The organism is Saccharothrix sp. NBAS 001 (genome assembly GCF_056640475.1).
The window spans coordinates 8644846-8671000 of record NZ_CM153251.1 but is presented as its reverse complement, the minus strand read 5'-3'; the positions used below and the strand labels follow the sequence as shown (position 1 = coordinate 8671000).

27 protein-coding genes, 1 tRNA gene and 1 pseudogene are annotated in these 26155 nt (G+C 71.3%); 16 read left to right on the top strand and 13 right to left on the bottom strand.

What is annotated here, in order from left to right:
* Window positions 1–87 precede the first annotated feature (87 nt).
* From AC0HI0_RS38620 to AC0HI0_RS38575, 10 genes and pseudogenes are all read left to right on the top strand, one after another.
* Window positions 88–363, top strand: coding sequence for a hypothetical protein (locus AC0HI0_RS38620; protein WP_480928408.1), 276 nt, complete (start codon window positions 88–90; stop codon window positions 361–363).
* A 117-nt stretch (window positions 364–480) separates the two neighbouring features.
* Window positions 481–3285 carry a phage tail protein gene (locus tag AC0HI0_RS38615; RefSeq protein ID WP_480928407.1) on the top strand — a complete coding sequence of 935 codons (2805 nt, stop codon included), beginning with the start codon at window positions 481–483 and terminating at the stop codon, window positions 3283–3285.
* Window positions 3286–3288: 3 nt separating this feature from the next.
* Entirely contained in the window at window positions 3289–4092 is an 804-nt protein-coding gene (locus AC0HI0_RS38610; RefSeq protein WP_480928406.1) for a hypothetical protein, read from the top strand.
* Complete coding sequence (locus AC0HI0_RS38605; RefSeq protein ID WP_480928405.1) at window positions 4079–6289, top strand: hypothetical protein; 2211 nt, start codon at window positions 4079–4081, stop codon at window positions 6287–6289. The genes AC0HI0_RS38610 and AC0HI0_RS38605 overlap by 14 nt, the downstream gene beginning before the upstream one ends.
* Window positions 6290–6779: 490 nt before the next feature.
* On the top strand, window positions 6780–7094 hold the full coding sequence (locus tag AC0HI0_RS38600) for a hypothetical protein (RefSeq protein ID WP_480928404.1): 315 nt from the start codon (window positions 6780–6782) through the stop codon (window positions 7092–7094).
* Window positions 7095–7171: 77 nt separating this feature from the next.
* Window positions 7172–8137 (top strand): GH25 family lysozyme, encoded by a 966-nt coding sequence (locus AC0HI0_RS38595; protein WP_480928403.1) that lies wholly within the window; start codon window positions 7172–7174, stop codon window positions 8135–8137.
* Complete coding sequence (locus AC0HI0_RS38590; protein WP_480928402.1) at window positions 8134–8544, top strand: hypothetical protein; 411 nt, start codon at window positions 8134–8136, stop codon at window positions 8542–8544. Before AC0HI0_RS38595 ends, AC0HI0_RS38590 begins: the two co-directional genes overlap by 4 nt.
* Window positions 8545–8597: 53 nt before the next feature.
* Window positions 8598–9311 carry a GP88 family protein gene (locus tag AC0HI0_RS38585; RefSeq protein WP_480928401.1) on the top strand — a complete coding sequence of 238 codons (714 nt, stop codon included), beginning with the start codon at window positions 8598–8600 and terminating at the stop codon, window positions 9309–9311.
* Between the two features lie 366 nt (window positions 9312–9677).
* The gene (locus tag AC0HI0_RS38580; RefSeq protein ID WP_480928400.1) at window positions 9678–10073 is read left to right on the top strand and encodes a recombinase family protein; all 396 of its coding nucleotides are present in this window, start codon (window positions 9678–9680) and stop codon (window positions 10071–10073) included.
* 67 nt (window positions 10074–10140) lie between these two features.
* A pseudogene (locus AC0HI0_RS38575) lies at window positions 10141–11067 on the top strand (recombinase family protein); the annotation flags it as partial.
* Between the two features lie 592 nt (window positions 11068–11659).
* Here the strand turns inward: AC0HI0_RS38575 and AC0HI0_RS38570 are convergent.
* The 5 genes from AC0HI0_RS38570 to AC0HI0_RS38550 form a co-directional block, all read right to left on the bottom strand.
* A tRNA-Ala gene (locus AC0HI0_RS38570) sits at window positions 11660–11735 on the bottom strand.
* 74 nt (window positions 11736–11809) lie between these two features.
* Complete coding sequence (gene sepX, locus AC0HI0_RS38565) at window positions 11810–12475, bottom strand: divisome protein SepX/GlpR (protein WP_480928399.1); 666 nt, start codon at window positions 12473–12475, stop codon at window positions 11810–11812.
* Window positions 12476–12633: 158 nt separating this feature from the next.
* Entirely contained in the window at window positions 12634–13296 is a 663-nt protein-coding gene (locus AC0HI0_RS38560) for a GNAT family N-acetyltransferase (protein WP_480928398.1), read from the bottom strand.
* An 83-nt stretch (window positions 13297–13379) separates the two neighbouring features.
* Window positions 13380–14603, bottom strand: coding sequence for a molybdotransferase-like divisome protein Glp (gene glp / locus AC0HI0_RS38555; RefSeq protein ID WP_480928397.1), 1224 nt, complete (start codon window positions 14601–14603; stop codon window positions 13380–13382).
* 14 nt (window positions 14604–14617) lie between these two features.
* Window positions 14618–15499 (bottom strand): UTP--glucose-1-phosphate uridylyltransferase, encoded by an 882-nt coding sequence (locus AC0HI0_RS38550; protein ID WP_480928396.1) that lies wholly within the window; start codon window positions 15497–15499, stop codon window positions 14618–14620.
* A 38-nt stretch (window positions 15500–15537) separates the two neighbouring features.
* Here AC0HI0_RS38550 and AC0HI0_RS38545 point away from each other — a divergent pair, with 38 nt between their 5' ends.
* From AC0HI0_RS38545 to mscL, 6 genes are all read left to right on the top strand, one after another.
* Window positions 15538–16104: a 5-formyltetrahydrofolate cyclo-ligase gene (locus tag AC0HI0_RS38545; protein ID WP_480928395.1), complete on the top strand. Its 567-nt coding sequence runs from the start codon at window positions 15538–15540 to the stop codon at window positions 16102–16104.
* Between the two features lie 104 nt (window positions 16105–16208).
* Window positions 16209–16520: an FmdB family zinc ribbon protein gene (locus AC0HI0_RS38540; RefSeq protein ID WP_480928394.1), complete on the top strand. Its 312-nt coding sequence runs from the start codon at window positions 16209–16211 to the stop codon at window positions 16518–16520.
* A gap of 89 nt (window positions 16521–16609) precedes the next feature.
* The gene (locus AC0HI0_RS38535; protein WP_480928393.1) at window positions 16610–17116 is read left to right on the top strand and encodes an SAF domain-containing protein; all 507 of its coding nucleotides are present in this window, start codon (window positions 16610–16612) and stop codon (window positions 17114–17116) included.
* Between the two features lie 881 nt (window positions 17117–17997).
* Window positions 17998–18414: a glyoxalase superfamily protein gene (locus AC0HI0_RS38530; RefSeq protein ID WP_480928392.1), complete on the top strand. Its 417-nt coding sequence runs from the start codon at window positions 17998–18000 to the stop codon at window positions 18412–18414.
* Window positions 18414–19358, top strand: a complete 945-nt coding sequence (locus AC0HI0_RS38525) for an RNA polymerase subunit sigma-70 (protein ID WP_480928391.1) — start codon at window positions 18414–18416, stop codon at window positions 19356–19358. The genes AC0HI0_RS38530 and AC0HI0_RS38525 overlap by 1 nt, the downstream gene beginning before the upstream one ends.
* A gap of 125 nt (window positions 19359–19483) precedes the next feature.
* On the top strand, window positions 19484–19879 hold the full coding sequence (mscL, locus tag AC0HI0_RS38520) for a large-conductance mechanosensitive channel protein MscL (RefSeq protein ID WP_480934486.1): 396 nt from the start codon (window positions 19484–19486) through the stop codon (window positions 19877–19879).
* Window positions 19880–19981: 102 nt separating this feature from the next.
* Here mscL and AC0HI0_RS38515 read toward each other — a convergent pair whose 3' ends face one another.
* The 8 genes from AC0HI0_RS38515 to AC0HI0_RS38480 all read right to left on the bottom strand — a co-directional run bounded on the left by AC0HI0_RS38515 (window position 19982) and on the right by AC0HI0_RS38480 (window position 26084).
* On the bottom strand, window positions 19982–20164 hold the full coding sequence (locus tag AC0HI0_RS38515) for a hypothetical protein (protein ID WP_480928390.1): 183 nt from the start codon (window positions 20162–20164) through the stop codon (window positions 19982–19984).
* The gene (locus AC0HI0_RS38510; RefSeq protein ID WP_480928389.1) at window positions 20161–20661 is read right to left on the bottom strand and encodes a MogA/MoaB family molybdenum cofactor biosynthesis protein; all 501 of its coding nucleotides are present in this window, start codon (window positions 20659–20661) and stop codon (window positions 20161–20163) included. The genes AC0HI0_RS38515 and AC0HI0_RS38510 overlap by 4 nt, the downstream gene beginning before the upstream one ends.
* A 233-nt stretch (window positions 20662–20894) precedes the next feature.
* Window positions 20895–21635 carry an OmpA family protein gene (locus AC0HI0_RS38505; RefSeq protein ID WP_480928388.1) on the bottom strand — a complete coding sequence of 247 codons (741 nt, stop codon included), beginning with the start codon at window positions 21633–21635 and terminating at the stop codon, window positions 20895–20897.
* A complete protein-coding gene (locus AC0HI0_RS38500; protein WP_480928387.1) occupies window positions 21632–22129 on the bottom strand; it encodes an RNA polymerase sigma factor in 498 nt (165 codons plus the stop codon). Before AC0HI0_RS38500 ends, AC0HI0_RS38505 begins: the two co-directional genes overlap by 4 nt.
* A gap of 70 nt (window positions 22130–22199) precedes the next feature.
* The gene (locus AC0HI0_RS38495; protein WP_480928386.1) at window positions 22200–22376 is read right to left on the bottom strand and encodes a hypothetical protein; all 177 of its coding nucleotides are present in this window, start codon (window positions 22374–22376) and stop codon (window positions 22200–22202) included.
* 213 nt (window positions 22377–22589) lie between these two features.
* Window positions 22590–23618 carry a S1C family serine protease gene (locus AC0HI0_RS38490; protein ID WP_480928385.1) on the bottom strand — a complete coding sequence of 343 codons (1029 nt, stop codon included), beginning with the start codon at window positions 23616–23618 and terminating at the stop codon, window positions 22590–22592.
* 583 nt (window positions 23619–24201) lie between these two features.
* Complete coding sequence (gene galT / locus AC0HI0_RS38485; RefSeq protein ID WP_480928384.1) at window positions 24202–25290, bottom strand: galactose-1-phosphate uridylyltransferase; 1089 nt, start codon at window positions 25288–25290, stop codon at window positions 24202–24204.
* Entirely contained in the window at window positions 25287–26084 is a 798-nt protein-coding gene (locus AC0HI0_RS38480) for a DeoR/GlpR family DNA-binding transcription regulator (RefSeq protein ID WP_480928383.1), read from the bottom strand. The genes galT and AC0HI0_RS38480 overlap by 4 nt, the downstream gene beginning before the upstream one ends.
* Window positions 26085–26155: the final 71 nt, after the last annotated feature.

Here is a 26155-nt window from a genome sequence, read left to right as displayed (position 1 = left end):
ACCGCGCTCGAAACCGACCTCCTCCGGTACGGCCTGGACCTGCTGGACCTCTACCGGGGCACGCTGTCGTTCCGGCGGGTGTGCGCGGTGGTCGCGCACCTCCCGGACGACGCCGCCGTGTGGCGGGCGACCGGACCCGACGCCGGATGGACCCGGCCCGAAGTCCTGCTCGCCGCACTCGAACGCCGCGTCACCCTGCTGTGGGCCACCGTCGCCACCGCCTTGGGCGGAAAGGTCACCGACGCCGACGTGGCCGCGCCCCTCGCCCTCGCCGACACCTCCCCGCCCGCACCGGCAGGGGGTGAACCCGGACCGGAAGTGCGTTCGCTGCGCGAGATCGCGCTGTGGATGCGGGGAGCGTGAGCGCTCCTGGCAACCGTCGGCCACGCCTACCTCAAGGTCCTCCCGTCCCTGCAAGGACTCGGACGCCACGTCCGGGAACAGATCAACCAAGCCGAACGCGGCGCCCCTGACATCTCGTTGGGCGCGCAGATCCAGACCGCGCTGGTGCGCGCCCAGCTCGCCGAGCTGGCCCGCGCGGGCGACCGGACCGCCATGCGGCTACTCGCCGAACTCGACGCCGCGCCCGCGCGCGATGCGTTCGCCGACCTCAAGCGCCGGCTGTCCGGGCACACGGTCACCATCCGCACGGCGCTGGACCGCTCGGTGGGCGCGTCCGTGCGCGGCCTGGCCCAGCTCGACAGCGGCGTCACCCGCCTGACTGGCTCCATCGCCAGCCACACCGCCACGGTCGGCGCGGCCACCCTCAAGTACGCCGCGCTGGCCGGTGCGCTCGCGCAGGCCATCAGCCTGACCGGCGGCCTCGGTGCCGCCACCGCAACCGCGTCCGGCTCGCTGCTCGTCCTCCCGGCGGTCGGGATCGCGGCGGCCGTCGCCGTGCAAACGCTCAAGCTCGGCGTGGACGGACTGTCCGACGCGCTCAAGGCCGACACCCCGGAGAAGTACGTCAAGGCGGTCAAGGACTTCCCGCCCGCGATGCGGGAGACCGCCGACGCCGTCCGCGCGCTCAAGCCCGAGTTCGACGGGCTCAAGCTCGACATCCAATCGGCGCTGTTCTCCGGACTGTCGGGCGAGGTCTCCGCGCTGGGCGCGCGCTACCTGCCCGTCCTGCGCACCGGGCTGACCGGGATCTCCGGCGGGTTCAACGCCGCGGCGCGCGACGCCGCCGGGTTCGCCTCCGAGGGCCGCACCCTCGACGACGTCCGGTCCATCCTGGACAACACCGGGCAATCCGTGCGCGAACTGGCGCGCGGGACCGGGCCGCTGCTGTCCGCCGTGCGCGACATCGCGGCGGTCGGATCGGAGTTCCTCCCCGGCTTCGCGTCCGGGATCGCCGAGAGCGCGGGCGCGTTCTCCCGGTTCATCGCCCAGGCACGCGAGTCCGGCCGGCTGCACGAATGGATGTCCGCCGGGCTGTCCGCGCTCGGCGACCTGGCCCACCTGCTGGCCAACCTCGCCCGCATCGTGTTCACGGTCTTCCAGGCCGCGAACACCCAGGGCGCAACCCTGTTCCAGACCCTCAACACGGCCACCGGCTCACTGCTCGCGTTCCTCCGGTCCGCCGAGGGAACCCTTGCGCTACAACAGATTTTCGGCGGTCTGGGCGCGGTCGCGTCGGCGCTGCTGCCCCTGCTGGCCGAAGCCGCGCGCGTGGTCGGCTCGATCCTGGCCCCGGCGATCGCGCAGCTCGGGCCGATGGTCGCCGCAGCGCTCGGCGTGCTCCAGGCCGGGCTGGCCCCCGCCGGCCAGATCCTCGCCGCCCTCGCGCCCCTGGCCGGCACAGCGGCCCAGGCGCTGGCGTCGGTGCTGGTCCCGGCCCTGTCCGCCGTCTCGGGCATCGTCTCCGCGCTGGCCCCGGCCGTCCAGGTCGTGGTCGGCGAGCTGGTCGGCGGCGCGCTGGCCGACGGGGTTCGCGAGCTGTCGCCCGCGCTGATCGACCTGGCCCGCGCGGTCGCCCCGCTCGTCGTGCAACTCGGCGGCCTGCTCGCCCAAGCGGTCCGCACCGCCGCACCGCTTTTTGCGAATCTTCTTCGCGTCCTGACGCCCATCGCGGTGCAGATCGGCGGTGCGCTGCTCACCGCCGTCTCAGCCCTGCTACCGGTGTTCGCGCAGCTCACAGAGCTGTGGACGGGCGCACTGGTCGCCGGACTCCAGGCCGCGCTGCCCATCCTGCCGGTCGCCGTGGAGGTGATCAGCCAGCTGGCGTCGGTGCTCTCGGTCGGGCTCGCCGCCGCCCAGCCCACTTTGGTCCAAATTGGACAGTTGATCGGCGAGGTTCTCTCCGTTGGCCTGCAAGGGCTTCTGCCCCTGTTGCCACCACTCGCCGAGGGGCTGTTGCGGATCAGCACGGAAGGGCTGCTGCCCCTCCTGCCGCCGCTGCTGGAGCTGGGCGTCACCCTGCTGCCGTCGGTGATCTCGCTGGTCCAGGCGCTGCTGCCCGTGGTCGTGCAGGCCACGGACGTGCTCGCGGTCTGGACCGCCATGCTCGCCGGGGTCACCGCCGAGATCACCGGCAAGCTGGCCCCGACCCTGACGTGGCTGATCGACAACGTCGTGCGGCCGGTGTTCGACAACATCGTCTCGATCGTGTCCGGCGCGCTGACGTTCCTGCGCGGCCTGCTCGACGTCGCCATGGGCCTGCTCACCGGCGACTGGTCGCGCGCCTGGGACGGGCTCAAGCAGATCGTGTCCGGTGCGCTGCAAGCACTCTGGGGCGCGGCGAACACCGCCACGGGCGGCCTGCTCGGGCTGATCGCCGACCTGCCCGGCGGCATCGTCCGAGCCCTCGGCGACCTCGGCGGCCTGCTGGTCGAAGCCGGGAAGGACATCATCCGGGGCCTGGTACGCGGCATCGAGTCCGCCGTCGGCTGGGTCAAGGACAAGCTGAACCAGATCACGGACTGGCTGCCGGACTGGAAAGGACCACCGGAGCGCGACAAGACCCTGTTGCGCCGCAACGGTGTCCTTGTCATGCGTGGCTTCCTGACCGGGTTGGAGGACGGCGAACCCGCCGTCCGCGACTACCTGTCCGACCTCACCGCCAGCATCCCACGACAGGCCGGAAACCCCGACACCACAACAGGTTCTCCACCCGGACGTGTCATCGTCCCGACCCCTAGGGCGGACCGGCAGCCGGACGTGGACGTGGCCGCGCTGGTGGACGCCGTGCGCGAGCTGGCCGCGCGCCCGGTCGTGGTGCAGATCGGCGCTACCGAGATCGCCCGTGCCACCGCAGACGGGCAACGCGTCCTCGCCCGGAGGTGACCCGTGGACAACCTGTGGATCGGGCCACCCGGCCGCCTGCGCTCCGTCGCCGACAGTGCCACGGAGTTCGACCGCTCCGTGTCGCTCGGAGTGCAGGAGTTCGCCGCCCTCTCCGGCGGGATCACCGTCACCAGGCTGGCCACCCCACCCCGCCGGCTGTCGCTGTCCTGGTCGGCACTGCCACTTGAGGACGTGCGGTGGCTGGACGCGCTGGCCCGGCGCGTGTTCGGCCCCGCCCCCCTGGCGGTGCTCGACCCCGCCGCCGACAACCTATTGGGCGGCCCACAGTCGCAGGGCCTTGCGCCTCGGGAGGGGATCGCGCTGACCGGGTTCGGCACGCTCGCAGACCAGCCGGACGGGACGATCACCTTCACCGGCACGCAGGACACCAGCAGCCAACTCGTCTACGGCCACCCCCACTGGGTCGGCTTCCCCGTCGCGTCCGGCCTGGCCGTCTCCTTCACCACCACCCTCACCCGCGGCCTCGGTGCCCGTGGCGTGCTGGAGTTCTACGACCGCACCGGGACCTTCCTGGACTCTGTCGGGCCGACCGCACCCGTCGTGTCGCTGGTGCCGCCTGGCGGCGCGGCGTTCGTCCTGCCCAAGGTCCGGCTGCCCACGCTCACCACGCCCACACCGATCGGGGCCGCGCTGCTGCGCATCGGCTCGCCCGTGACCGCCGACGAACCCATTCCCTTGGGTGACGGTTGCCCCGCGATGACCATCACCGGTTACACCGACCGGCCGCGCCTGCCGCACCGGGACCTGTCGCTCACCCTCGTGGAGGTGCGCCGTGCTAGCAGCTGACCCGCGACTCGTCGCCGCGCTCGGCGAGGCCGAACGGGTCCACTCCGGCCTCACCAGGCTGGGCGGCCGTGACCTGACTGCGCAGGTCACCGAGTGGTCGGTGGACCGGGCCTACGCCTCCGATCTGCCCGCCCCGATGCGCGCCACCAACGGATCGGCGGCGGCCGAACTGCGGTTGACCCTGTCCGGGACCGACACCGCCACGGCCGCCCAGCTCTACAGCCCCTACGCCCCGCACGCCACCTCCGACATCGCCCGGCCCGGACAGTCCGCCCTGCACGGCTGGGGCCTCGGCGGGGACGCGCTGCCCGCGTTCCGGGGGACCGTCCGCGACCGCACCGCCGACTCCCGCACCGGCACCGTGCAGGTCTCCGCGCTCGACGGCGCGGAACGCCTGCGCGACGCAGCCCGGCTGCCCGCCGTGATGTCGGTCAACGACGGCCCGATCGCCTCCGGCCACTGGATCGTGGACCACCTGCTGCGCGAAGCAGGCATCCACACCAGTCCGCCGCCACGGCCGGACTGTCTGCTGCACGCCTCGCTGCACGGCGGGATCGTGCCCGGCATCGGCTTCTACCGCAGCCACAACTCCACCTCCCACTCCTACCGCGCCACCGACACCCCGTGGTCGCTCGCCCTGGAGCCCTACACCCAGCCGTTCGTGGTCCGCTGGGAACCCCGCACCCGCACCACCACGGGCGGACGCTCCCTGTTCGTGGAGGCATGGACCCAGAACGCGACCCTCAACCAGGCCACCGGCCGAACGCGGCTCTCGCTGGTGTTCCAGGCCGACAGCGCCGTGGACACCCTTTACGTCGAACTCGACCTCAACGCCGACACCATCACCGTGGGCACCACCGGCAGCACGACCGCCGGCCGCACCGACACCGGCGTCGGGCTGCGCGCCAAGGGCAGCTACCACCTGGGCGTGCACTGGACCTGGTCCGGCACCGCGCCCACCGCCCGCTACCACCTCACCGGCCCCGGAATCCCCGGCGGCTACAAGGAGATCGGGTTCGCCGCGTTCGCGTCGATGACCTCGGCCCAGCTCCTCCACGTCGAACTGAGCGCCGGACTGGTCACCGAATCCGTCCAGCTCTCCTCACGCCTCACCCCCATGACCCGCGCCGAGTTCGAGCCCGCCTGGACACGCGGCGCGGTCGTGGAAGGACTCGCCTCCCAGTTGCGCGCGATCCCGCCCGTCCAGGCCAGCGCGTGGGAACTGATCAGCGACATCGCCACTGCGGAACAGTCCACCGCCGAGTTCGACGCCTACGGCATCTTCCGCTACCGCAGCAACTTCCGGTTCCGCGCGCCCGGACAGCCCGTGCTCACCGTCACCAGCGCCCGCGAGATCGCCTCCCTGCGCGTCTCCGACGCCATCGACTCCGTCCGCAACGTCGTGGACGTGCCGTACACCGTCTACCAGCCCGGAGCCACCAGCGAACGGTTCACCGACACCGGAGTCCGCTCCATCAGCGTCGGCCAGACCCTCACCCTGACCTTCGACTACGACCGCGACGAGTTCGACGCCCCGCCCCCGGTCCTCTACGCGAACAACCTCCCCGCAGGCACCAGCCGCGTCCGGTTCTCCACCACCGCCGCAGGCACCCTCGGACTGCTCGGAGCGATCGAGGCCACCACCGAACGCGACGGCGCGAGCCTGCGCCTGTCCTTCCGCAACCTCTCGGCCGGCACCGTCTATATGGTCACCAGCGGCGGCGTGTCCTCTCTGTCGGTGTTCTCGCCACGACAGGCCACCGGCAGCCCCGCCCGCCTGTCCCTGCGCCGCTACACCGATACCAGCCGCACCCGCTACGGCGCACAGGTCTACCAAGTCCCCGCCACACCCTGGATACAACGGTGGGAGACCGCCGCCCAGATCGCCACCTACCTGCTCGACATGGCCTCACTGCCCCTGCCGCTGCTCGGCGACGTCGAAATCCTGCCCGACCCGCGCATCCAACTCGGCGACCTCGTCCGTGTGGTAGACGCCGTCGGCGCAGCCCTGTCCACGCCCGCCTGGGTCATCGGCATCCGCACCAGCGGCGACGACACCGGCAACGTCCGCCAAGTGCTCACCCTGCGCGCCACCAACGGAACCGGAACACCCACCGACACCGGACTCACCCCCGACCCCGCCGTCGACCCCGACGCGCGCGCCGTCCTCGGACGTGAGGGCGTCCGCGTGCCGTAGTCCCGGTCCGGCTTCCATCTCACGTTCCATGTGCAGGCCGGCGAAGATTTTCGGCCCGCCCGCCCGCAGACTCAAGCTTTTGATCTTGGGATCGCGCAGCCACACGACAGAGGCCAGCACTGCCAGAACGACGATCATCAGGGCGACTGCCCAGACCTCGGACACACCACACTCCAGTACCGGCAGTCAGGCCGAGCGCTGACCGCCTACTGGATGAGTACGGCGATCAAAGCAGTGTTGTCTCCAATTGCCGTTCCGGCTCGGCTGGCCCTCAGTGAGAGGTAAGGACCCCGGAACGGGTGCCGCTCGTATATGGGTACCGCTCGTATATGGGCACAGCTTGACACTCTTGCTGGGCGGTGCGAGTTGTGGCAATCCCGCTGGTTTGGCGACAGCGCGTAGCGATTGCGCGCTGAGGGTAGCAGTCGCCCCGGCTCCCTACGTCTCGGAGGTGGTCTCCGTAGACCTCTCGCTTCTACCCAGTTTCGGTGTGGCCGGTGCGCTGGTGCTCGTCGTCGGCTACCTGCTCACCGCGAACCACAGGCTGATGACGGCGAACCGCAGCGACCGTGCCGAGTACCTGGCGGCGTTGGCCGCGCGGGAGACCGCGCACGCCGCCGGGACCGCCGCCATGCGCACCGCCCACGCCGCAGAGCTGGCCGCGTTGCGCACGCGCATCACGAAGTTGGAACGCCGCCTCGCCGGTCTTGAGACCGAGTTGGACGCCGAGCGGGACCGCCGCCGCGCCGCCGAGGACGCCGCAGCCGCCGCACGGCGCGGCACCCCGTTCCCACCCACCACCTGACCCACCCGAACCCGCGCGCCGACACCACCACCCGGTGCTTCGGCCGCTTCGTCATGCCCGCAAACGGAAGGACACGCTTGACCGACTACGGAATCGACATCAGCTCGTGGCAGGGCTCCCAGATCGACTGGGACGCCTTGCGGGGCAACAACATCTCCTACTGCTCGGTGAAGGTCACCGAGGGAACCGGGTACATCAACCCGCACGCCACCGCGCAGGCGGACGGGGCCCGCAACGTCGGCATCGCGAGCGGGGGCTACCACTACGCCCACCCCGGCGACGCCGGCGGCCAAGCGCAGCACTTCGTGGACCAGCTCAACGCCCGCAGCCTGCTGGGCTCCGGGTCCCTGTGGCCGATGCTCGACATGGAGGCGGACGGGTTCGGCGACCCCAACGGGTTCGTCGGGGAGTTCATCCGCGAGTACCGCGCCCGCTCCGGCCGCCGCGAACTGCTCGTCTACGCGAACCAGTACTGGTTCACCCGCCGCCTGCGCCCGGACGAGTGGGCCGACGACGGCGTGCTGCTGTGGTGCGCGCAGTACAACGGCGACCCCGGCAACGTGGACTACGCGCACAGCCGGCTGGCGATCCACCAGCACACCCAGGAGGGCGTCGTCCCGGGGTTCGGCGGGTTCGTGGACCGCAACGCCACCGTGGGCGGCTGGACGCTCGGCGCGTTCGTGCTCGACGGCGCGGCCCCGGCACCCGTCCCTCAGCCGACGCCGCAGCCCGCGCCCTCGGACTGGGTGCCCTACGTGATCCAGTACGGCGACACCCTGTCCGGCATCGCCGCCCGCACCGGGACCACGGTCCCGGAACTGGCCCACCGCAACGGGATCGCCGATCCCGACATCATCCGCGCAGGCGACACCATCAGCGTTCCCGGAACCGACGGCGGCGCCGAGCGGTACCAGCTCCAGTACGGCGACACCCTGTCCGCGCTCGCCGCGCTCTGGGGCACCACCGTCGCGGCCATCGCCGGCCGCAACGAGATCGCCGATCCTGACCGGGTCTACGCGGGCGACTGGATCACCCGGCCGTGACCCACGAGCCTGCCGGAATCCAACCCGGCGGCGGCTCGCTCGTGGTCTCCCTCGCCCTGCTGCTCTGGCTCGCCACCAAGGGCGCGTACCGCTTCGTCCTGTGGTTCGAGCGGAATAGCGGCGACCATCCCCAACCGCACCAAGGAGAACCCTTGTCCGAACCCCGTCCCCGCCCGTTGCGCGTCGCCGGGTCCGTCGTCGGCGGACTCACCGCGCTGATCGCCGGACTGGTCGGCTCCGGCCTGCTGACCGGCGGCCAGGGCGACGCCCTGACCGGCGCCGTGAGCGCCGTCTTGGCGCTGCTCGCCTCGTTCGGCGTCGTGGTCACCACCGAGCACCGCGTGACCCCGCTGTCCGACCCGCGCGACGTCAACGGCCGCCCCCTCGTTCCAACCCACACCGACTGACGGAGCACACCACCACGACCACCACCCACGACGGGCGCAGGCGACCGGAACGGATGATCACCCAGAACCGGTACCTGCGCCCGCACAACATCCACGGCTTCTCCCTGCCCGCCCTCGCCGGACGGCTTCCGGACGGCCGCGCCTACGTCACGTGTCCGGCGGCCGGGGTGTGCGCGGCGGTCTGCTACGCCCGCCACGGGAGCTACCGGTTCCCGGCGGTGCTCGCCAAGCACGAACGCACCCTCGCCCGGGTCCTGGACGACCTCCCGCAGTGGGAGGCGGACATGCTCGCGGAGTTGGCCCACCCGAAGTTTCGGGGCGCAGCGCTGCGCGTGCACGACTCCGGCGACTACTTCAGCGACGCCTATCTGTCCGCCTGGCTGCGGATAGCCCGCGCCGTCCCCGACACCCTCGTCTACTCCTACACGAAGGAAATCGAAAGGTTCCAAAGACTGGTCGAACCCGACCCGCCGGACAATTTCAAATGGGTCTACAGCTACGGCGGCAAGCAGGACCACCTGCTCGACCCGGACACCGATCGCGTGGCCGATGTCTTCCCCGACGAAACCGCCATCGCAGAGGCGGGATGGCACAGCAACGCCGCCACCGACCTGGACGCCGTCCTCGGACCCAGCCCGGTCGGCATGACGCAGAACAACCACCCGCACCTGCAACGCAAGATCGGCCGACGCACCTTCCGCGAGTGGCAGGCGGCCCACACCGCACGCATCCACCGCACCATCACACGCGCCGCCGAACATCGGTGACCTAAGCGAACTGCCGGGGAGCCACGCCCGACAGGGACGAGGCTCCCCGGCCATCCAGGGGGACTCGTGGGCAGCACCGAACCGCACACCACCACATGGGTGATCGACCACGTCGAGACCGTGCCGCTGGGCGACGACGCACGCACGGCAGCCGTGGACACTCTCGCCAATTTGATTTCCGCATGGAACGAAACACGGAACGACCGGCAAATACAGCCGCTTTTCAATACTCCCGGGAATGGGTAAATTGAGTTCATGCAACATCCCATTCCAGGGCAGGGCAGAGCCTTGCCGGATTCCGCGTGCAAAAGAACTCTTTCCGGCGATTTCAAGGGAGATCCCCGAATGGGAAGCGTCACGCCCGAAATGACTACGCGCGTCGCCGTGTACGTGCGCAACGGCACTCCCGCCCACCGGGTGGAAGACCTCGTGGCCGGCAGCCCGGACTGGACTGTCGTCCACAGGTTCGGCTCCTGGGGCACCGACCGTGCCACGACCGACCCCACGCTGCGGCAGGTCATCCGGTGTGCCAAGCAGGGGCGGATCGATGTACTGGTGGTGGACGAGCTGCGCCGGTTGTCCGACCGTCTGCCCGTCGTGCTGGACGTGCTCCGGGAACTGGAGGCCGCCGGGGTCGCCGTCCGGTCCGTCGCCGAACAGTTGGACACCTCCACCCCGCTCGGCCGGCTGATGGTCCACATGCTGGCCACGGTCACCCACTGGGAGCAGGAAGCCCGGGAACGGAGCGGCGACCTTGGCTAGACGTGCCACCACGAAACGGGTCGCCAAGGCCGCGCTGGACCTGGACACCGTCCGGGTCGGCATCTACGTGCGCCGCTCGACCGACGACGAGAACCAGCCGTTCTCCATCGAGGTGCAGGACAGCCGGCTCGCCGCATACGTCCACTCCCAGCCCGCCTGGCAGATCGTCAAGCGGTTCGCCGACGACGCGTCCGGAAAGGACACCGAACGACCCGGCTTGCAAAAGGCGCTCAAGTGGGTACGCGGCGGTCTGATCGACGTGCTGTTGGTCTACCGGGTGGACAGGTTCTCCCGGAACCTGCGCGACACCGTGACCCTGCTGGAAGTGCTGGAGGAGCACGGCGTGGCCTTCCGGTCCGCGACCGAGCCCTTCGACACCTCCACCCCGATCGGCCGGATGCTCTTCCAGATCCTCGCCATGTTCGCCCAGTTCGAGCGGGACATGATCGTGGACCGGGTCACCTCAGGCATGGAGAGCAAGGCCGCGAAGGGCCAATGGAAGGGCGGACCGCCGCCACCCGGCTACGACGTCGACCCCACCACCAACCTGCTCGTCGTCAACGAGACCGAAGCCGTCCTCATCCGACTGGTCTTCGACCTCTACACCCTGGACCGGTTCGGCTCCAAAACCATCTCCAACACCCTCAACGAACGCGGCCACCGCACCCGCCGAGGCGCGCTCTGGGCGTTCAAACGCATCCTCACCATCCTGGAGAACCGGGTCTACCTCGGCGAGATGCACTTCCGGGGCGTCGTCAAGACCGACGCGCACCCCCCGATCATCACCGAGAAGCAGTTCGCCGAAGCCCAACGGCTCATGGAGAAGCGCGGCGAAGCCGCCACCACCCACGCGGCCAACGGCTCGGACTACATGGCCACCGGCCACCTGCCCTGCCCACAATGTGGCGCGGCCATGATCGGCACCCGCGCCACCGGTAAGACCAAGAAGGTCTACCGCTACTACACCTGCAACAACCGGATCAAGTACGGCACCGACAAGTGCGACATGGACCGGCTCAACGCCGACGAGGTCGACGCCGCGCTGCTCGGCGCGATGGCCACCTTCTACGGCAGCCACCACGACCTCATGCACGACGCCGTCACAGCAGCACAACAGGTCTACGAGTCCAGCCACGACACCGTCACCGCCGAACTCACGACCGTCCGCGCGGAACTCGCCAAGGTCACCGCCAAGATCAACAAGTACCTCGACGCTTTCGAGGCCGACACCTTCGACGCCGACGACGACAACGTCAAGGCCCGACTCCTCCAGCACCGCAACACCCAACGCGCCCTCCGCGAACGGGAAGCCGAACTCGCCGAGGAACTGGAGACCGAACCCGCCATGCCCGACGCGGCCACACTGGACGACGTCCAACAGCACATCACCCAAGTACTCCACGCAGGCAACCTCAACCAACGCAAAGCCCTCGTGGAAACCTTCGTCGTCAAGATCAACATAACCGGGCCGGGCCGCATGGTCCCCGTCTTCCGGGTACCCCAGCCGACCAGTGCCCCACAAACCCAAGGGGCGGAACCCGGCTTACCGGATTCCGCCCCTTGGAGGGTTCGTGCAAGTAGTCATTTGGTGGAGCTGAGGGGAATCGAACCCCTGACCTACTCGATGCGAACGAGTCGCGCTACCAACTGCGCTACAGCCCCGTGTTCAGTTGTCGTTCCCGTCGTGCGGGGAGAAGCATATCAGTAGTGCGGGGGTGGTTTTGCCACCCCCCCCACTACTCGCCCGAGGCGCGCCGGTACGGGAGGGCCTCCGGGCCGTCCAGCTCGACGAACATCGGGTCCTCGTCGTCCGCGTCGACCACCACGGTGCCGGGGCGGACCTGGTGCTGGAAGCGCGGCTGCGGGGCCAGGCCGGTGTCCTCGACCTCCTCCGCCGCCTCCTGCCGGGCGGCGGGGCGCGCGGACGTGCGGCGGCGGGCCTGGGCGAGCCGGGCCAGCCGGCGGGCGCGGATGTCCTCTTCGATGCGGACCTGGCGGCGCAGGTACACCAGGTACCCGACCAGGGACAGGTCGACGGCCGCGTGGCCCCACCACACGAGCGGGTACAGCACGCCCGCGACGACACCGGTGACCAGCGCGGTCAGCAGGAGCGCGGCGACGACGCGGCGGCGGAAGGCGTACTTCGCCTGCGCCACGATGGCCGCCGTCTCCGCGTCGTAGCCGCCGCGACCGGGCCGGTACGGCCGGTGGGCGTGCTCCTCCTCGAAGTCGTCGACCTGGTCGGCGAACTCCTCGTAGTCCTCGTCGAACTCGGCATCAGGCATGGCGTCGTACTCCTCCTCCATGCTGTTCCGCGCATCGGCGCGCTTGCGCACGACCATGGGGACGAGGACGACCAGCCAGGCCACGACCAGCCCCACGACGATCAGCGAACTCGGCATCCCCGTCACCTCCCCCTACCCCGCGGCACGCGAACTGCGTACGCCACGCTAGTCACAACAGTCACACCTGTGTCGGAGGCTCGCCGACCGGCGTACGTACCAAAGTGTGGTCTATCACCCACTTTCGGGTGATCCGAATAAGCCGGACGGCCCGGTGATCAGGCGGTTCGGACGTGCCCCTGCGCCGCCAAACGGCGTACCAGGCCCTCCGGCGAGGCTTCCTCGGAGGTCATCGCGAAACAGAGGTGGTCCCGCCAGTCCCCGGCCACGTCGAGGTAGCGCCGGAACAGGCCCTCCTCGCGGAAACCGGCCTTCGCGAGCACCCGGAGGCTGGCGACGTTCTCCGGCCGCACGGTGGCCTCCAGCCGGTGCAGCCCGGCATCGCCGAAGCAGTGGTCCACGACCAGCGCGAGGGCCGCCGTGGCGACCCCGCCGCGCGCCCGGTCGGCGGCCACCCAGTAGCCGACCCACGCCGACCGCAGGGACCCGCGCACGATGTTGCCGACGGTGATCTGCCCGGCCAGGTCGCCGTCGACGGTGATCACGAACGGCAGCGCCTGCCCGCGCCGGGCCAGCGACTTCAGCGACGACCACTGCGCGGGCCAGGCCATGGCGGCGTTGCGCTCGGGCCAGCCGTCGACCGCCGTCGGCTCCCAGTTCTCCAGGTAGGACTGGTCGCGCAGCCGGATCCGGGACCACGCGGTGGCGTCGAACAGCTTGGGCGGGCGCAGCGCGACCAGCCCGGCCTCCACCCGCAGCGGTCCGAGCCGCGCGGGCCAGCCGGGGCGTCGGCCGCCCTCCCACCCCAGACCCGCGCTCATCCGTTCCCTCTGCGTGTCGACGCCTCGCGACGCCCGGTCCGACTCTTCCGGGCCCGACTCTGCCGGGTTCAACTCTTCCGGGTTCAACTCTTTTGGGCGAGGAAGCTGACCAGCACTTCCTCGCCCACGACGACGTCGGTGACGTCCTCGTCGACCATGATCAGGCAGTTCGCCTCGGCCAACGACGCCAGCAGGTGCGACCCGGAGGTACCCAGCGGCTGCACCAGGTACTCGCCGTTGTCCGCGTCCCGCAGCAGCTGGCCGCGCAGGTAGCCGCGCCGGCCCTTGGTCGAGGTCAGCGGCGACAGCAGCCGCGCGTTCACCGCCCGCCGGTACGGGTTGCGCTTGCCCAGCGCGGCCCGGATCAGCGGACGGACCAGCACCTCGAAGACGACCAGGGCGCTCATCGGGTTCGCGGGCAGCAGGAACGTGGGCACCGCGTCCGGCCCGAGCCGGCCGAAGCCCTGCACCGAGCCGGGGTGCATGGCCACCCGGGTCGAGTCGACGTCGCCGAGGTCGGCCAGCGCGGCGCGCACCTCGTCGCCGATCACCCCGCCGACCCCGCCCGCGATCACCACGATCTCGGACAGCAGCAGCCGGCCCTCGACCACCTCGCGCAGCCGGCGCGGGTCGGCGGACTGGATGCCGACCCGGCTGACCTCGGCGCCCGCGTCCCGCGCGGCGGCGGCCAGCGCGTAGGAGTTGACGTCGTAGACCTGCCCCTGACCGGGGGTGCGGTCGACGTCGACCAGCTCCTCGCCGACCGAGATGACCGACACCCTCGGCCGGGGGTGGACGAGCACCTTGTTGCGCCCGACCGCGGCGAGCAGACCCACCTGGGCGGCCCCGATGGTCGCGCCGCGGCGCACCGCGACGTCACCGGTCTGCACGTCCTCGCCGGTCCGCCGGACGTACCCGGCGGACGGCACGGGGCGTCGCACGGTCACCTTCGCCGGGTGCCCGTCGGTGTACCCGAGCGGCACCACGGCGTCGGCCAGCGTCGGCAGCGGCGAGCCCGTGGCCACCCGGACCGCCTGGCCCGGTTGCAGCCGTCTGGGCTGGCGCGACCCGGCCGTGATCTCACCGACCACGGGTAGCTGCACCGGTTCGTCGTTGGCGGCCTGCACGTCCACGCTGCGCACCGCGTAGCCGTCCACCGCCGCCTGGTCGAAACCGGGCAGGGCGCGTTCCGCGACGACCTCCTCCGCGCAGAGCAGGCCCTGCGACTCGGAGATCGCCACGCGCACCGGGGCGGGCCGCACGGCGGCGGCGATCACCCTGGCGAGCTGCTCGTCCACTGACCTCATGTGTTGACCCTCGTTCAAGAGTTGCCGAGGCGTTCCCGCAACCACTCCCCCAGCTCGGGCCCGTAGTCCGGGTGCTCAAGTGCGAAGTCAACCGCAGCTTTGAGGAATCCTCCCGGATTGCCCAGGTCGTGTCGCCCACCCCGGTGGACCACGACGTGCACCGGGTGGCCCTCTTCGATCAGCAGCGCGATGGCGTCGGTGAGCTGGAGTTCGCCGCCCGCGCCGGGCGTGATCCGCTTGAGCGCGTCGAACACCGCCCGGTCGAGCAGGTACCGGCCGGCCGCCGCGAACGTCGACGGGGCGTCCTCCGACCTGGGCTTCTCGACCATGCCGACGACCCGCTTGACGTCGTCCTCGCCGATCTCGCGGACGTCGAACACGCCGTACGCGGAGATCTGCTCCTTGGGGATGTCGAACGCGCAGAGCACGCTCCCGCCGAACCGCTCGCGCACCGCGGCCATCCGGGACAGCACGCCGGTCGGCAGCACGAGGTCGTCCGGCAGCAGCACGGCCACCGCCTCGTCGTCGGCGGTCAGGTTGCCCTCGGCGCAGCCGACCGCGTGGCCGAGGCCGAGGGCCTTGTCCTGGAGCGCGGTCTCCACGTGCAGCAGGTTGGGCGCGCGCCGGACCTTCTCGACCAGGTCGGTCTTGCCGCGCGCTTCGAGCGTCTGTTCCAGTTCGGGCTGCGGCCGGAAGTACTCGGCGACCGCGTCCTTGCCGGGTGAGGTGACGATCACGAGCTTCGTCGCGCCGGCCTGTGCGGCCTCGGCGGCGACCAGCTCGATGCCTGGGGTGTCGACGACCGGCAGCAGCTCCTTGGGCACCGCTTTGGTGGTCGGGAGAAAGCGCGTGCCCAACCCCGCAGCGGGCACGATTGCTGTCTGGAAGGCGCTCATGAGGAGCGAGCGTAACGGCGCGCCTAGGGTGACCTGCCATGACGTCCGATCTACGTAACCGCAAGGCGACTCTGCGCACACAGTTGCGGGCCGCTCGGCGTACCGCGGCGGCCGCCCCCCTGTCGTCCGAGGTGCTGAAGGCGGTTGCGGCATTTGATGTCGTGCCTGGTCAGACGGTGTGCGCGTACCTCGCGATCGGGGGTGAACCGGGGTCGCTGGAGATGATCGACACGCTTCGTTCCGGCGGGTACCGGGTACTGCTGCCGATCGTCGTCGGGGACGCTGCGCTGGAGTGGGCTTTGTACGACGGTTCGCTGCGTCCCGGCCCCCATGGGCTGCGTGAGCCGGCCGGCGCCCCGTTGGGCGCGTCGGCGATCGCGTCGGCGGCGTTGGTGCTGGTGCCGGCGTTGGCGGTGGACCACCAGGGCGTGCGGTTGGGCAAGGGCGGCGGGCACTACGACCGGTCGCTGCCGTCGGCCACGGGATCGCTGGTCGCTTTGGTGCGCGACGAGGAGTTCGTCCCGGTTCTGCCCGCGGAACCGCACGATGTCCGGATGAACGCCGTCCTGACGCCCGGAGCGGGCGTGATCCGCCTGCCGCTGTGACGTTGACCTGTGATGTTTGCGCCGCGTATGCCGGCCGGCGCATCATCGTTGTTGGCACTCGTGACGGCGGAGTGCCAATTCATGGACCCGTGGAGGGGCGAACCGTGCCGACCTACCAGTACGCCTGCACCGAGTGCGACCACCGGTTCGAAGAGGTGCAGTCCTTCTCCGACGCGGCGCTGACCGAGTGCCCGCAGTGCGGGGGCAGGCTGCGCAAGCTCTACGGAGCGGTCGGCGTGGTGTTCAAGGGCAGCGGCTTCTACCGCAACGACAACCGCTCGGCGGCGTCCTCGTCGTCGGCGAAGAGCGAGTCGAAGAGTGACACGTCCTCCTCGACCACCAAGAGCGAGACGTCCACGTCGTCGTCCTCTTCGTCGTCGAAGAGCGATTCGGCCCCGGCTGCGGCGGCCTCCTAGTACCCAAGTTATCCACAGGCCCCCGAGTTAATCCACAACTCGGGGGTTCCTGCTTTCCACACCCCGCCAAGATCCCTACCGTCGTCCCCATGAACCTCCTGCGAAAGATCTTGGCAACGGTGTTGGCGCTGCTGGCGGCCCTGGTAGCGGCCTGGCCGGCCCCGGCGGGCACCCCCGTCCTGGTGGCCGCGCGCGACCTGGCGCCGGACGTCCCGCTGACCCCCGGCGACGTGCGGACCATCCACGTTCCGCCCGAGTTATCCCCAGCCGGTCCGGTCACCGAGGCCGAGGCGACCGGGCGCACCCTGCTCTCGGCGGCACGCGCCGGCGAGCCGCTGACCGATGCCCGCCTGGCGAACCGCGACCCGGACACGGCGTCGGTGGCCGTGCGCCTGGCAGACCCGGCCGTGGCGTCGCTGCTGCGCACGGGCAGCCGCGTGGACGTGGTGGGCGCGGAGTCGCACGTGCTGGCCGAACACGCGTCGGTGAGCGCCGTCCGCGACGGCGAGGTCGTGGTCCTGACCGTGGACCGGGAAGCCGCGACCAAGGTGGCCGCCGAATCCCTGACCCAACCCGTGACCGTGACCCTCCGCTGACCCTCCCGCCCCCTCCCGCCCTCCTGCCCCGCCCTCCTGCCCCGCCCTCCTGCCCTGCCCGCCGCCTGGCCCGCCCTCCTCAGCCGCCCTCGCGCCAGCCGCCCTCGCCCGCAGAGGCTCCACAGTGGCCAGCAAGGCGGCTCTGCGCCCACCACACCTCACCCCACTCACCTCGGCTCGCCACACGTCCCGATTGGGCGCGTCCGGCCCACCCAGGTCCGGCCCACCCAGGTCCAGTGGACCCAGGCCAGGCGGACCCAGGCCCAATGGAACGTGGCCCAATGAAACGTGGCCCGGTGAGCCGGTCGCCGCGCGGGCTCACGGTGAGCTGGGCAACCTCGGGGTTGGTGGGAGCACGACTCCGGCCGAGCACCTGTCCAGCCGTGGGCAGGACGGTGATCGCGGTATCGCCGGACCCTCGGCCGAAGTCGAGCAGCGCAGAGGGCACCTTGCCGCCGTCCGCGCCGGCGGCACCCTGGGCGAACGGCCAGACGGCGGCCGTCCGGTCAGGTGTGGGTCCGGTGCGAGCAGTGCCCGGGGCAGGTGGGATCGAGGTCGGCGGCTGGGCGAGGTCTGCCGAGATGGGCGGCATGCGGGGGTTCCGGGCGGTGTCTGGGACAGCGCGGCCTGCCGCACAGCCGGGCTAGGTGGTCATGCCCTCGGCGGGCGGGCGGGCGTGGGCGGGGCAGGCAGGCGGGTGGGGTGGGTGGGGCAGGAGGGCGGGTGGGGTGGGTGGGCTATTGGGTGTCGTCGGGCTGCGGGGACGGCGATCTCAAAAGATCTTGGAAAAAGTCATCGCTGGACCGATGAGTGGTCGATCGGACCGACGTTTCACAGGATGTACGACGACAGCGCCACCCCACCGCACCGAGGAGAACACAATGGACTGGAAGCTCGAAGTCGTGGTCGTCCCCGTCACCGACGTCGACCGCGCCAAGGAGTTCTACGTCGACAAGCTCGGTTTCCGGGTCGACACCGACCACCGCGCCGGCGACTCGTTCCGCGTCGTGCAGGTCACCCCGCCCGGCTCGGCGTGCTCGATCGTCTTCGGCAAGGGTCTGGGCGACGGCGAGCCCGGCTCGGTGAAGGGCAACCACCTGGTGGTCGCCGACATCGAGGCGGCCGCCGCGCACCTCGACGCGAACAGCGTCAAGCACTCCGGCATCCAGCACTTCGAGGAGGGCGTCATGACCCCCGGCCCGGACCCGCAGCTCCAGGACTACGCGAGCTTCATCTTCTTCGAGGACCCGGACGGCAACACGTGGGCCGTCCAGCACATCCAGAACCACCTCCGCTGATGGACCTCGACGGCGCGATCCGCAGCCACCGGCGGGAGCTGCACGTCCACTGCTACCGGATGCTGGCCTCGTACGACGAGGCCGAGGACGCGGTCCAGGAGACGCTGCTGCGCGCGTGGAAGGGGTGGGGCACCTTCGACGGGGCCAACGTCCGGGCGTGGCTGTACCGGATCGCGACCACCACCTGCCTCGACCTGATCCGGGCGAAAGGGCGCAAACCGGCCACCGCGCGGCAGGAGGTCGGCTGGCTCACCCCGTACCCGGACGACCTGCTCGCGCCCGCCGAGGACGAGCCGGACGTGGTGGCCGTGGCGCGGGAGACCGTCGAACTGGCCTTCCTCACCACCCTCCAGGTCCTGCCGCCCCGGCAGCGGGCCGCGCTGCTGGCCAAGGAGGTGCTCGACATGTCCGCGAAGGAGACCGCCGAACTGCTCGACATCACCGTGGCCGCCACCAACAGCGCCCTCCAGCGGGCACGGGCGACCATGAGGGAGCACCTGCCGTCGCACCGCAACGACTGGTCGGCGCACGAGCCGAGCCCGGCGGAGCGCGACCTGCTGGACAAGTTCATCGACGCCCACCAGCGCTGCGACGCCCGTGCCGCGCTGGCGGTGGCCGCCGAGGACCTGCGGATCACCATGCCGCCCGCGCCGCTGTGCTACGACGGCCGCGACACGATCCAGCCGCTGCTGGACCGCGCGCTCGGGCCCGAGCGGGAGGGCGACTGGCGACTGGTGCCCACGTGGGCGAACCGGATGCCGACCGCCGCGAGCTACCTGCGCCGGCACGGCGACACCGTGTTCCGCGCGTTCAAGTTCGACGTGCTGCGAGTGGAGGGTGACCGGATCGTGGAGATCACCACGTTCGGGCCGCACCTGTTCCCGGCGTTCGGCCTCCCGGCGACCTGGGACGCCGACGCCCCGGAGGCCGCCGCCACGCGCTGATCCGCACCGGCCCGGGGCCGTGACCTGAACGAGAGCAGACACGCGTACCGCTGTGTCACGGGAAGTCGACCAACCGGTTACCCTCCGCTAGCACCCCAATGTCCCCCCGAATGGAGGAACCGGCTGTGATCAAGGGCTTCAAAGACTTCCTGATGCGCGGGAACGTGGTCGACCTCGCGGTCGCCGTCGTGATCGGCGCGGCGTTCGGCGCGATCGTCACCGCGTTCACCAACAACCTGATCAACCCGATCGTCGCGCTGCTCGGCGGCAACAACGTCGACGGCCTCGCGGTCAAGCTCGGCGAGAGCGACAAGACCATCATGGACTTCGGCGCGATCATCACGGCGGTGATCAACTTCGTGATCGTGGCGGCCGTCGTCTACTTCATCTTCGTGCTGCCGATGAACAAGATCAAGGAGCGCCGCGAGCGCGGCCAGGAGCCCGGCCCGTCGGAGCCGACCGACGTCGAACTGCTCAAGGAGATCCGCGACCTGCTCGCCGCGCAGCAGCGCAACCGCTGATCGCGCGCACGCCGATCACACCGCAGTGGGGCCGGTCACCGACGTCGGCGGCCGAGCCTCACCCGCGTGACCGCGAACCCCGCCACCGGGTGCCGAACCCCGCTACCCGTGGTGGGGAGGCCGGTTGTCCAGGTACCACTGCTCGTCACGACCCCGGGCGGCCGGCTCGTCCGGCGCTTCGGGCAGGACGTCGCCGAACACCTCCGCCAGCCGACGACGCCGCGCCGCCTCCTTCGCCACCTCTTCGGCAGCGGCGGCCGCGGCGTCGTCAACGGGCTCGCTCATGACTCGTCGAGCCCGGAAAGCTGCTCGATGACGTAAGGCACCAGTGCGGAGAGGGTCGCCATGCCGTCCCGCACCGCCGAACGCGAACCCGCGAGGTTCACCACGAGGGTGCTCCCGGACACCCCGACGAGGCCGCGCGAGATCCCCGCGTCGACCGCGCCGGCGGCCAGCCCCGAAGCCCGCAGGGCCTCGGCGATGCCCGCGATGGGCCGGTCCAGCACACCCTGCGTGGCGTCGGGCGTGACGTCGCGCGGCGACACTCCGGTGCCGCCGACGGTGACCACCAGGTCGACGCCACCGATGACCGCGGTGTTGAGCGCGGCGCGGATGCCCACGACCTCGCCCTCCACCGCGACGGTGCCGTCGACGATGAATCCAGCTTCCTCCAGCAGCTCGGTGACCAGGGGTCCCGTGCTGTCGTCGTGCTCACCGTGCGCCACCCGGTCGTCCACGATCACGACAAGGGCGCGTCCCAGGCGCTGCGCGCTGCGTTCCATGCGGATCACCGTAGCCAATGGGCGGATCCGGCGGTTCCGTGACGTCGGCCTGTCGCCGCCTGCTGCTCGCCGCCGCCTCCCCTGACGGCGGTGACGTGCGGGTTCTTCCGGCCGGCCGAGCCGGGTTCGTCGGGTCACACAGCGGCGCCTGGCCGATGGCACCGGACATCTGGGACGTAACAGACTCATGGCCTCCGGGGCCGAGTTCGAGCGCCTTCGCGCACGGGCGCTGTTCACAGCCACGACACGACGACCTCCACGGACCGGTTGCGCTGCGCCGCATCGAGGATGAGACCGCCGTTCCCGTCCCGGTCCGGGACGAGCGGCCGGCTGTAACCGAACGCCTCGGACCGGATCCGGTCCGGGCGGACACCGTTGTCCACGAGCCAGTCCCGGACCACGATGGTGCGGTCGGAACTCAGGCGGAGCGCGGAGTCGGCCGGCCCGATCGACGCGGTACGTCCGTAGAGGCGGAACTCCACGTCCCTGTACCGCTGGTACACCACCACGTGCCTTCGCAGGTACAAGTCGCCATCGGACGTCAGCTGCGCGGAGTCGGGTGCGAACTCGATCGTCCCGAGCGCCGTCTCGATCCTGGGCGAACCGTCCTGCGATTGCACGCTCTGCCCGGCAGTCGGTGTGCCGGCCGGCGCGGTCCGCAGGTCGGTCGGCGCGGGCCCGCCCGAGGTCGGCATGGCGACTCGCGTCCCGGTGATGGGGCCGCGCGCCATCACGTCGACGCCGGACACCGCGACGACCACCACAGCGACGATCAGGCACACGCCGGCGAGGACAGGACGCCGTGACCACACCACGACTCGTGGGGCCACCCGGGCGGCCAGCGCGGCCACCAGGACCGTCAACCGCTCCCGGCGGGGCACCCGGCGCGGCGGCGCCGGCGCGTGGACGGACAGCTCGCGGACGAACGACCGGTGGCGTTCTCGCAGCAGCCGGTCGAACTCGTCGTCGTTCATCGGGTTCCCTCCCCCTGGTTGGTCGTGAGCACCGACCTCAGGTGCACGCGGGCCTTGTTGAGCAGGTCGTACGTGGTCCGATCGGGTATCCGGAGCCGTTTGGCGATCTCCTTCGGCGGCAGGTCGTCGAGGAACAGCGCCATCACCGCGCGCTGGTTCTCGGGCAGTGAGCGCATGGCGTCGACGAGTTCGTCGTGCTGTTCCACGGCCCGGTACCCGTCCGTGCCGTCGCGGTCGGCCCCCGGCGGCAGGTACCCCTTGGCCCGCAACCGGCGCGGCGGGTCGTCCTTGACCTTCCGCACGGCGGCGTGCTTGGCGGCGACGCGGACCCACCCGTCCCGGCGGTCGTCCTCGATCTTCTTCTCCCACGCCTCGGTCATCGCCTCGGCTGCCGCGTCCTCGGCGACGTGCCGGGCGAAACCCTGGTAGCACAGGTAGGCCACGACCCGGCCGTACTCGGCGCGGAACCCGGGTAAGTCGGGATCGTCAGGCATGGCACCCCGCTGTCGGCGGTCGGGAACACGCGTGTCCGCACACGGGGGATCGGTTCGCAGCACCATGACGTCACCGCCGCGTCTTGTTGCCACGCCTCGACAACAGCACCGCCGCGGCCACGGCGAGCGCGGTGACCACCGCGGTGACGAGACCGGAACCGGTGATCGAGTAGAAGGTGCCCGCACCGACTAGGACGCTCGCGACCACGGAGGACGCTTTCTCGCCCGGAGGTGTTCTGGAGGTCATGCGAGACAGGGGAACGAGGGCCGCGCGTTGTGCGGGCACCGCCCGGATTTCACCCGTTCGGAGCTACCGATTCCACGCCGCAGAGCCATTTCGGCCGCACGGGCGCGGCCCGGGAATGCACGAATAGAGGCCGCACACCGGCAGGTGAGGGGGCAGCCTGCCGGAATGCGGCCTCAGCACCGGCTCGGGGCACGCGAGCCGGAGATCTGGGATCTACCTGGTTTCGACGGGCTGGCTGCCCAGGGTCACCTCGACCGTGCGGCCGGCGTCGAGGGTGAGCTGGACCTTCTCGCCCGGGGCCCGGGACCGGACCGCGGCCACCACGGCGTCCGAGCTGTCGATGGCGCGGTCGCCGAACTTGGTGATCACGTCACCGGCCTTGAGGCCCGCCTGCTCGGCCGGGCCGCCGGCGGTCACCTCGCGGACCTGCGCGCCGCCGTCGCGGTTGTCGGTCACCTGGATGCCGAGCACGGTCTGGGTCGCCTTGCCGGTCTCGCTGAGCTCCTTGGCGGTGCGCCGGGCCTGGTCGATGGGGATGGCGAAGCCGATGCCCACCGAGCCGCCCTGCGCCGACTGGGTCGTGTTGGGGCTGTAGATCGCCGAGTTGATGCCGACGACCTGCCCCTTCATGTTGACCAGCGGCCCGCCGGAGTTGCCGGGGTTGATCGCCGCGTCGGTCTGGATCGCGTTGAGCACGGTCGCCTGGCTGCCGCCCTCGCCGCCGGCGCGCACCGGGCGGTTGAGCGAGCTGACGATGCCCGAGGTCACCGTGCCGTTGAGGTCGAACGGCGAGCCCACGGCCACGACCTGCTGGCCGATCTTCAGGTCGCCGGAGTTGCCGAGTTCCGCGGTGGTCAGGCCGGACACGCCGTCCGCCTTCACCACGGCCACGTCGGAGGACGGGTCGCGGCCGACGATCTTGGCGCTCGCCGAGCGGCCGTCCTGGAACTGGACCTTGATGGCGCCGCCCTTCGCGGCCGACTCGACCACGTGGTTGTTGGTCACCACCAGGCCGTCCGAGCTGATCACGAACCCGGACCCGGCACCGCCGTCGACCTGCACCTGGACCACCGTGGGCAGCACCTTCTGGGCCACCTGCTCGATGGAACCGTCGGCCGCGTTGGCGGTCTGCCGGGCGGGCGGGGCCGCGTTCAGCGCGTTGGTCACCGGCCCGGACCTGTCGGCCGCCTGGTAGCCGAGGTAGCCGCCGACGCCACCCGCGACGCCGCCGACGGCGAGCACGAGCGCGGCGACTCCCGCGACGACTTTCCCGCGGCCCCGATTCCGCGGCAGGACGACCGGAGGTCCGGGCGGTGCGTAGTAGTGCCCCGGCTGACCAGGCGTCCCCTGCAGAACGCCTGGCCCACCCGGAGCGTCCGGCTGGGCACTCCCCCAGCCGGTAAGAGGTGCGCCGGAGCTGCCCTGCACAGCTCCGTGCGCACCGTGATCCGATGGCGCGGCGCTCCCCTGCGAAGCGCTCGGCGCACCGGCGGCCGGTGTCGTGGGGCTCCCCTGCGAAGCACCCGCGACACCTTCGTGCGGCACGGCGTCTCCCTGCGAAACGCCCTGCGCGCTGCCCGGCGGAACGGGGCTGCCCTGCACAGTCCCGTGCTCGCCGGAAACCGGCTGACCAGCACCCTGCTGCTGGAAGCCGGCGTATCCGTGACCGGAGTCGGCGCTGTCGCGTGCCCAGGGGTTGGGCTGCTGCGGCTGGGGCTGCTGCGGCGGCTGCGGCTCGTTCTCGGTCATGTCCACCACTCTGGGGTGCGCGCCTGAGAGGAGCCTTAAACAGACCTGGGGATCACTTATGAGAGTGCGAGGGTGATCAGAGCGCGGTGCCGCGCAGGCGTTCGGCGATCTGCTCGGGGGTCGCGTCGTTGACCCAGACGCCCATGCCGGACTCGGAACCGGCCAGGTACTTGAGCTTGTCCGGCGCGCGCAGCACGGAGAACACCTCCAGGTGCAGCCACGCCAGGTCGCGCCCGGTCCGCACCGGGGCCTGGTGCCACGCGGCGATGTAGGGCAGCGGACGCCCGTAGAGCGCGTCCAGGCGGCCCAGCACCTCAAGGTAGAGGCGCGCGAAGTCGTCCCGCTCGGCGTCGGTGAGCGCGGGCAGGTCGGGCACCTGGCGGTGCGGCACGACGTGCACCTCGACCGGCCAGCGGGCGGCGGCGGGCACGTACGCGGTCCAGTGCTCCGACGTGCCGACGAGCCGGGTGCCGGCGGCGCGTTCGGCGGCCAGCACGTCGCCCAGCAGCGCGCGGCCGTGCGCGGCCCGGTACTCGGCGGCCACGGCCAGCATCCGCTCGGTCTTGGGCGTGACGAACGGGTAGCCGTAGATCTGCCCGTGCGGGTGCGACAGCGTCACCCCGATCTCCTCGCCCCGGTTCTCGAACGGGAAGACCTGCGCCACGCCCGGCACCGCGCTCAGCGCCGCCGTGCGGTCGGCCCACACGTCCACCACGGTGCGCACCCGCGCGGGCGTCAGCTCACCGAACGACGTGGTGTGGTCGGAGGTGAAGCAGACCACCTCGCACCGGCCGCGCCCGGCCGCGCGGGCCACCGTCGGCATACCATCCACAGTGGACGGAAGGTCCGGGGTTCCCTCGGCGAACGAGGGGAACCGGTTCTCGAACACCACCACGTCGTAGTCCGCCTCCGGCACCTCGGTCGGCTTGTCCGGAGTGGACGGGCACAGCGGGCACAGGTCGGCCGGCGGCTTGTACGTCCGGGTCTGCCGGTGGGCCGCCATCGCGACCCACTCGCCGGTCAGCGGGTCGCGGCGCACCTCGGACAGGGGCTGCGACCGCGGCAGGTCCCTGGTGTCCACCGCGGTGCGCGGCGGCGCGTCGGGGCCGTCGTCGAAGTAGATGATCTCCCGACCATCGGCGAGCCTGCCCGCCGTGCGCTTCACGCGAACTCCTCTCCCCGTCCCGGCACGGGCGCCAGGACCAGCTCCCCGACCTGCTCCCCCAGCACGGCGCGGGCCTGGTCGGGCAGGCCCTCGTCGGTCACCAGCACGTCCGCCTCGTCGAGGTCGGCGATGGTCGAGATGCCGACCGTGCCCCACTTGGTGTGGTCGGCCAGCACGACCACCCGGCCGGCGGCGTCGACCAGTGCCCGGTCGGTCTCGCTCTCGTCGAGGTTGGGCGTGGTGAAGCCGGAGCGCTCGGCCATGCCGTGCACGCCCAGGAACACCACGTCCAGGTGCAGCGACCGCAGGGCCTGCACGGCGACCGGCCCGACCAGCGCGTCCGACGGGGTGCGCACGCCGCCGGTGAGCACCACGGTCCGGTCGGTGCGCCCGCCCTGCTGGAGCACGTCGGCGACCCGGGTGGAGTTGGTGACCACGGTCAGGTCCGGGATGTCGTCGAGGAACCGGGCCAGCGTCCACGTCGTGGTGCCGGCCGAGAGCCCGATCGCGGTGCCGGACCGGACCAGGCCCGCCGCCAGCGCGGCGATGGCCTCCTTCTCCGGCAGCTGGCGCACCGACTTGGCCTCGAACCCGGGCTCGTCGGTGCTGCGGCCGACCACGGAGGTGGCCCCGCCGTAGACCTTCTCCACCAGGCCGCGCGCGGCCAGCACGTCGAGGTCGCGGCGCACGGTCATGTCCGAGACGCCCAGCCGCACCACGAGGTCGCTCACCCGCACCGCGCCGGTCCGCCGGACCTCTTCCACGATCACCGCTTGTCGTTGCCGCGCCAGCACGTCACACCTCTCCCCTGAGGACCACCACAACGGCTCGACGTCGCCGTCCCCCGTGGTCGATCGCGACCCGC

What these genes read in the sequence shown, in the direction of transcription:
- AC0HI0_RS38585 (WP_480928401.1), top strand. Translation starts at nt 8,598, where the DNA reads ATGATCACCCAGAACCGGTACCTGCGCCCGCACAACATCCACGGCTTC.
- AC0HI0_RS38580 (WP_480928400.1), top strand. Translation starts at nt 9,678, where the DNA reads ATGACTACGCGCGTCGCCGTGTACGTGCGCAACGGCACTCCCGCCCAC.
- sepX (WP_480928399.1), bottom strand. Translation starts at nt 12,475, where the DNA reads ATGCCGAGTTCGCTGATCGTCGTGGGGCTGGTCGTGGCCTGGCTGGTC.
- AC0HI0_RS38560 (WP_480928398.1), bottom strand. Translation starts at nt 13,296, where the DNA reads ATGAGCGCGGGTCTGGGGTGGGAGGGCGGCCGACGCCCCGGCTGGCCC.
- glp (WP_480928397.1), bottom strand. Translation starts at nt 14,603, where the DNA reads ATGAGGTCAGTGGACGAGCAGCTCGCCAGGGTGATCGCCGCCGCCGTG.
- AC0HI0_RS38550 (WP_480928396.1), bottom strand. Translation starts at nt 15,499, where the DNA reads ATGAGCGCCTTCCAGACAGCAATCGTGCCCGCTGCGGGGTTGGGCACG.
- AC0HI0_RS38545 (WP_480928395.1), top strand. Translation starts at nt 15,538, where the DNA reads ATGACGTCCGATCTACGTAACCGCAAGGCGACTCTGCGCACACAGTTG.
- AC0HI0_RS38535 (WP_480928393.1), top strand. Translation starts at nt 16,610, where the DNA reads ATGAACCTCCTGCGAAAGATCTTGGCAACGGTGTTGGCGCTGCTGGCG.
- AC0HI0_RS38530 (WP_480928392.1), top strand. Translation starts at nt 17,998, where the DNA reads ATGGACTGGAAGCTCGAAGTCGTGGTCGTCCCCGTCACCGACGTCGAC.
- AC0HI0_RS38525 (WP_480928391.1), top strand. Translation starts at nt 18,414, where the DNA reads ATGGACCTCGACGGCGCGATCCGCAGCCACCGGCGGGAGCTGCACGTC.
- AC0HI0_RS38515 (WP_480928390.1), bottom strand. Translation starts at nt 20,164, where the DNA reads ATGAGCGAGCCCGTTGACGACGCCGCGGCCGCCGCTGCCGAAGAGGTG.
- AC0HI0_RS38510 (WP_480928389.1), bottom strand. Translation starts at nt 20,661, where the DNA reads ATGGAACGCAGCGCGCAGCGCCTGGGACGCGCCCTTGTCGTGATCGTG.
- AC0HI0_RS38505 (WP_480928388.1), bottom strand. Translation starts at nt 21,635, where the DNA reads ATGAACGACGACGAGTTCGACCGGCTGCTGCGAGAACGCCACCGGTCG.
- AC0HI0_RS38500 (WP_480928387.1), bottom strand. Translation starts at nt 22,129, where the DNA reads ATGCCTGACGATCCCGACTTACCCGGGTTCCGCGCCGAGTACGGCCGG.
- AC0HI0_RS38495 (WP_480928386.1), bottom strand. Translation starts at nt 22,376, where the DNA reads ATGACCTCCAGAACACCTCCGGGCGAGAAAGCGTCCTCCGTGGTCGCG.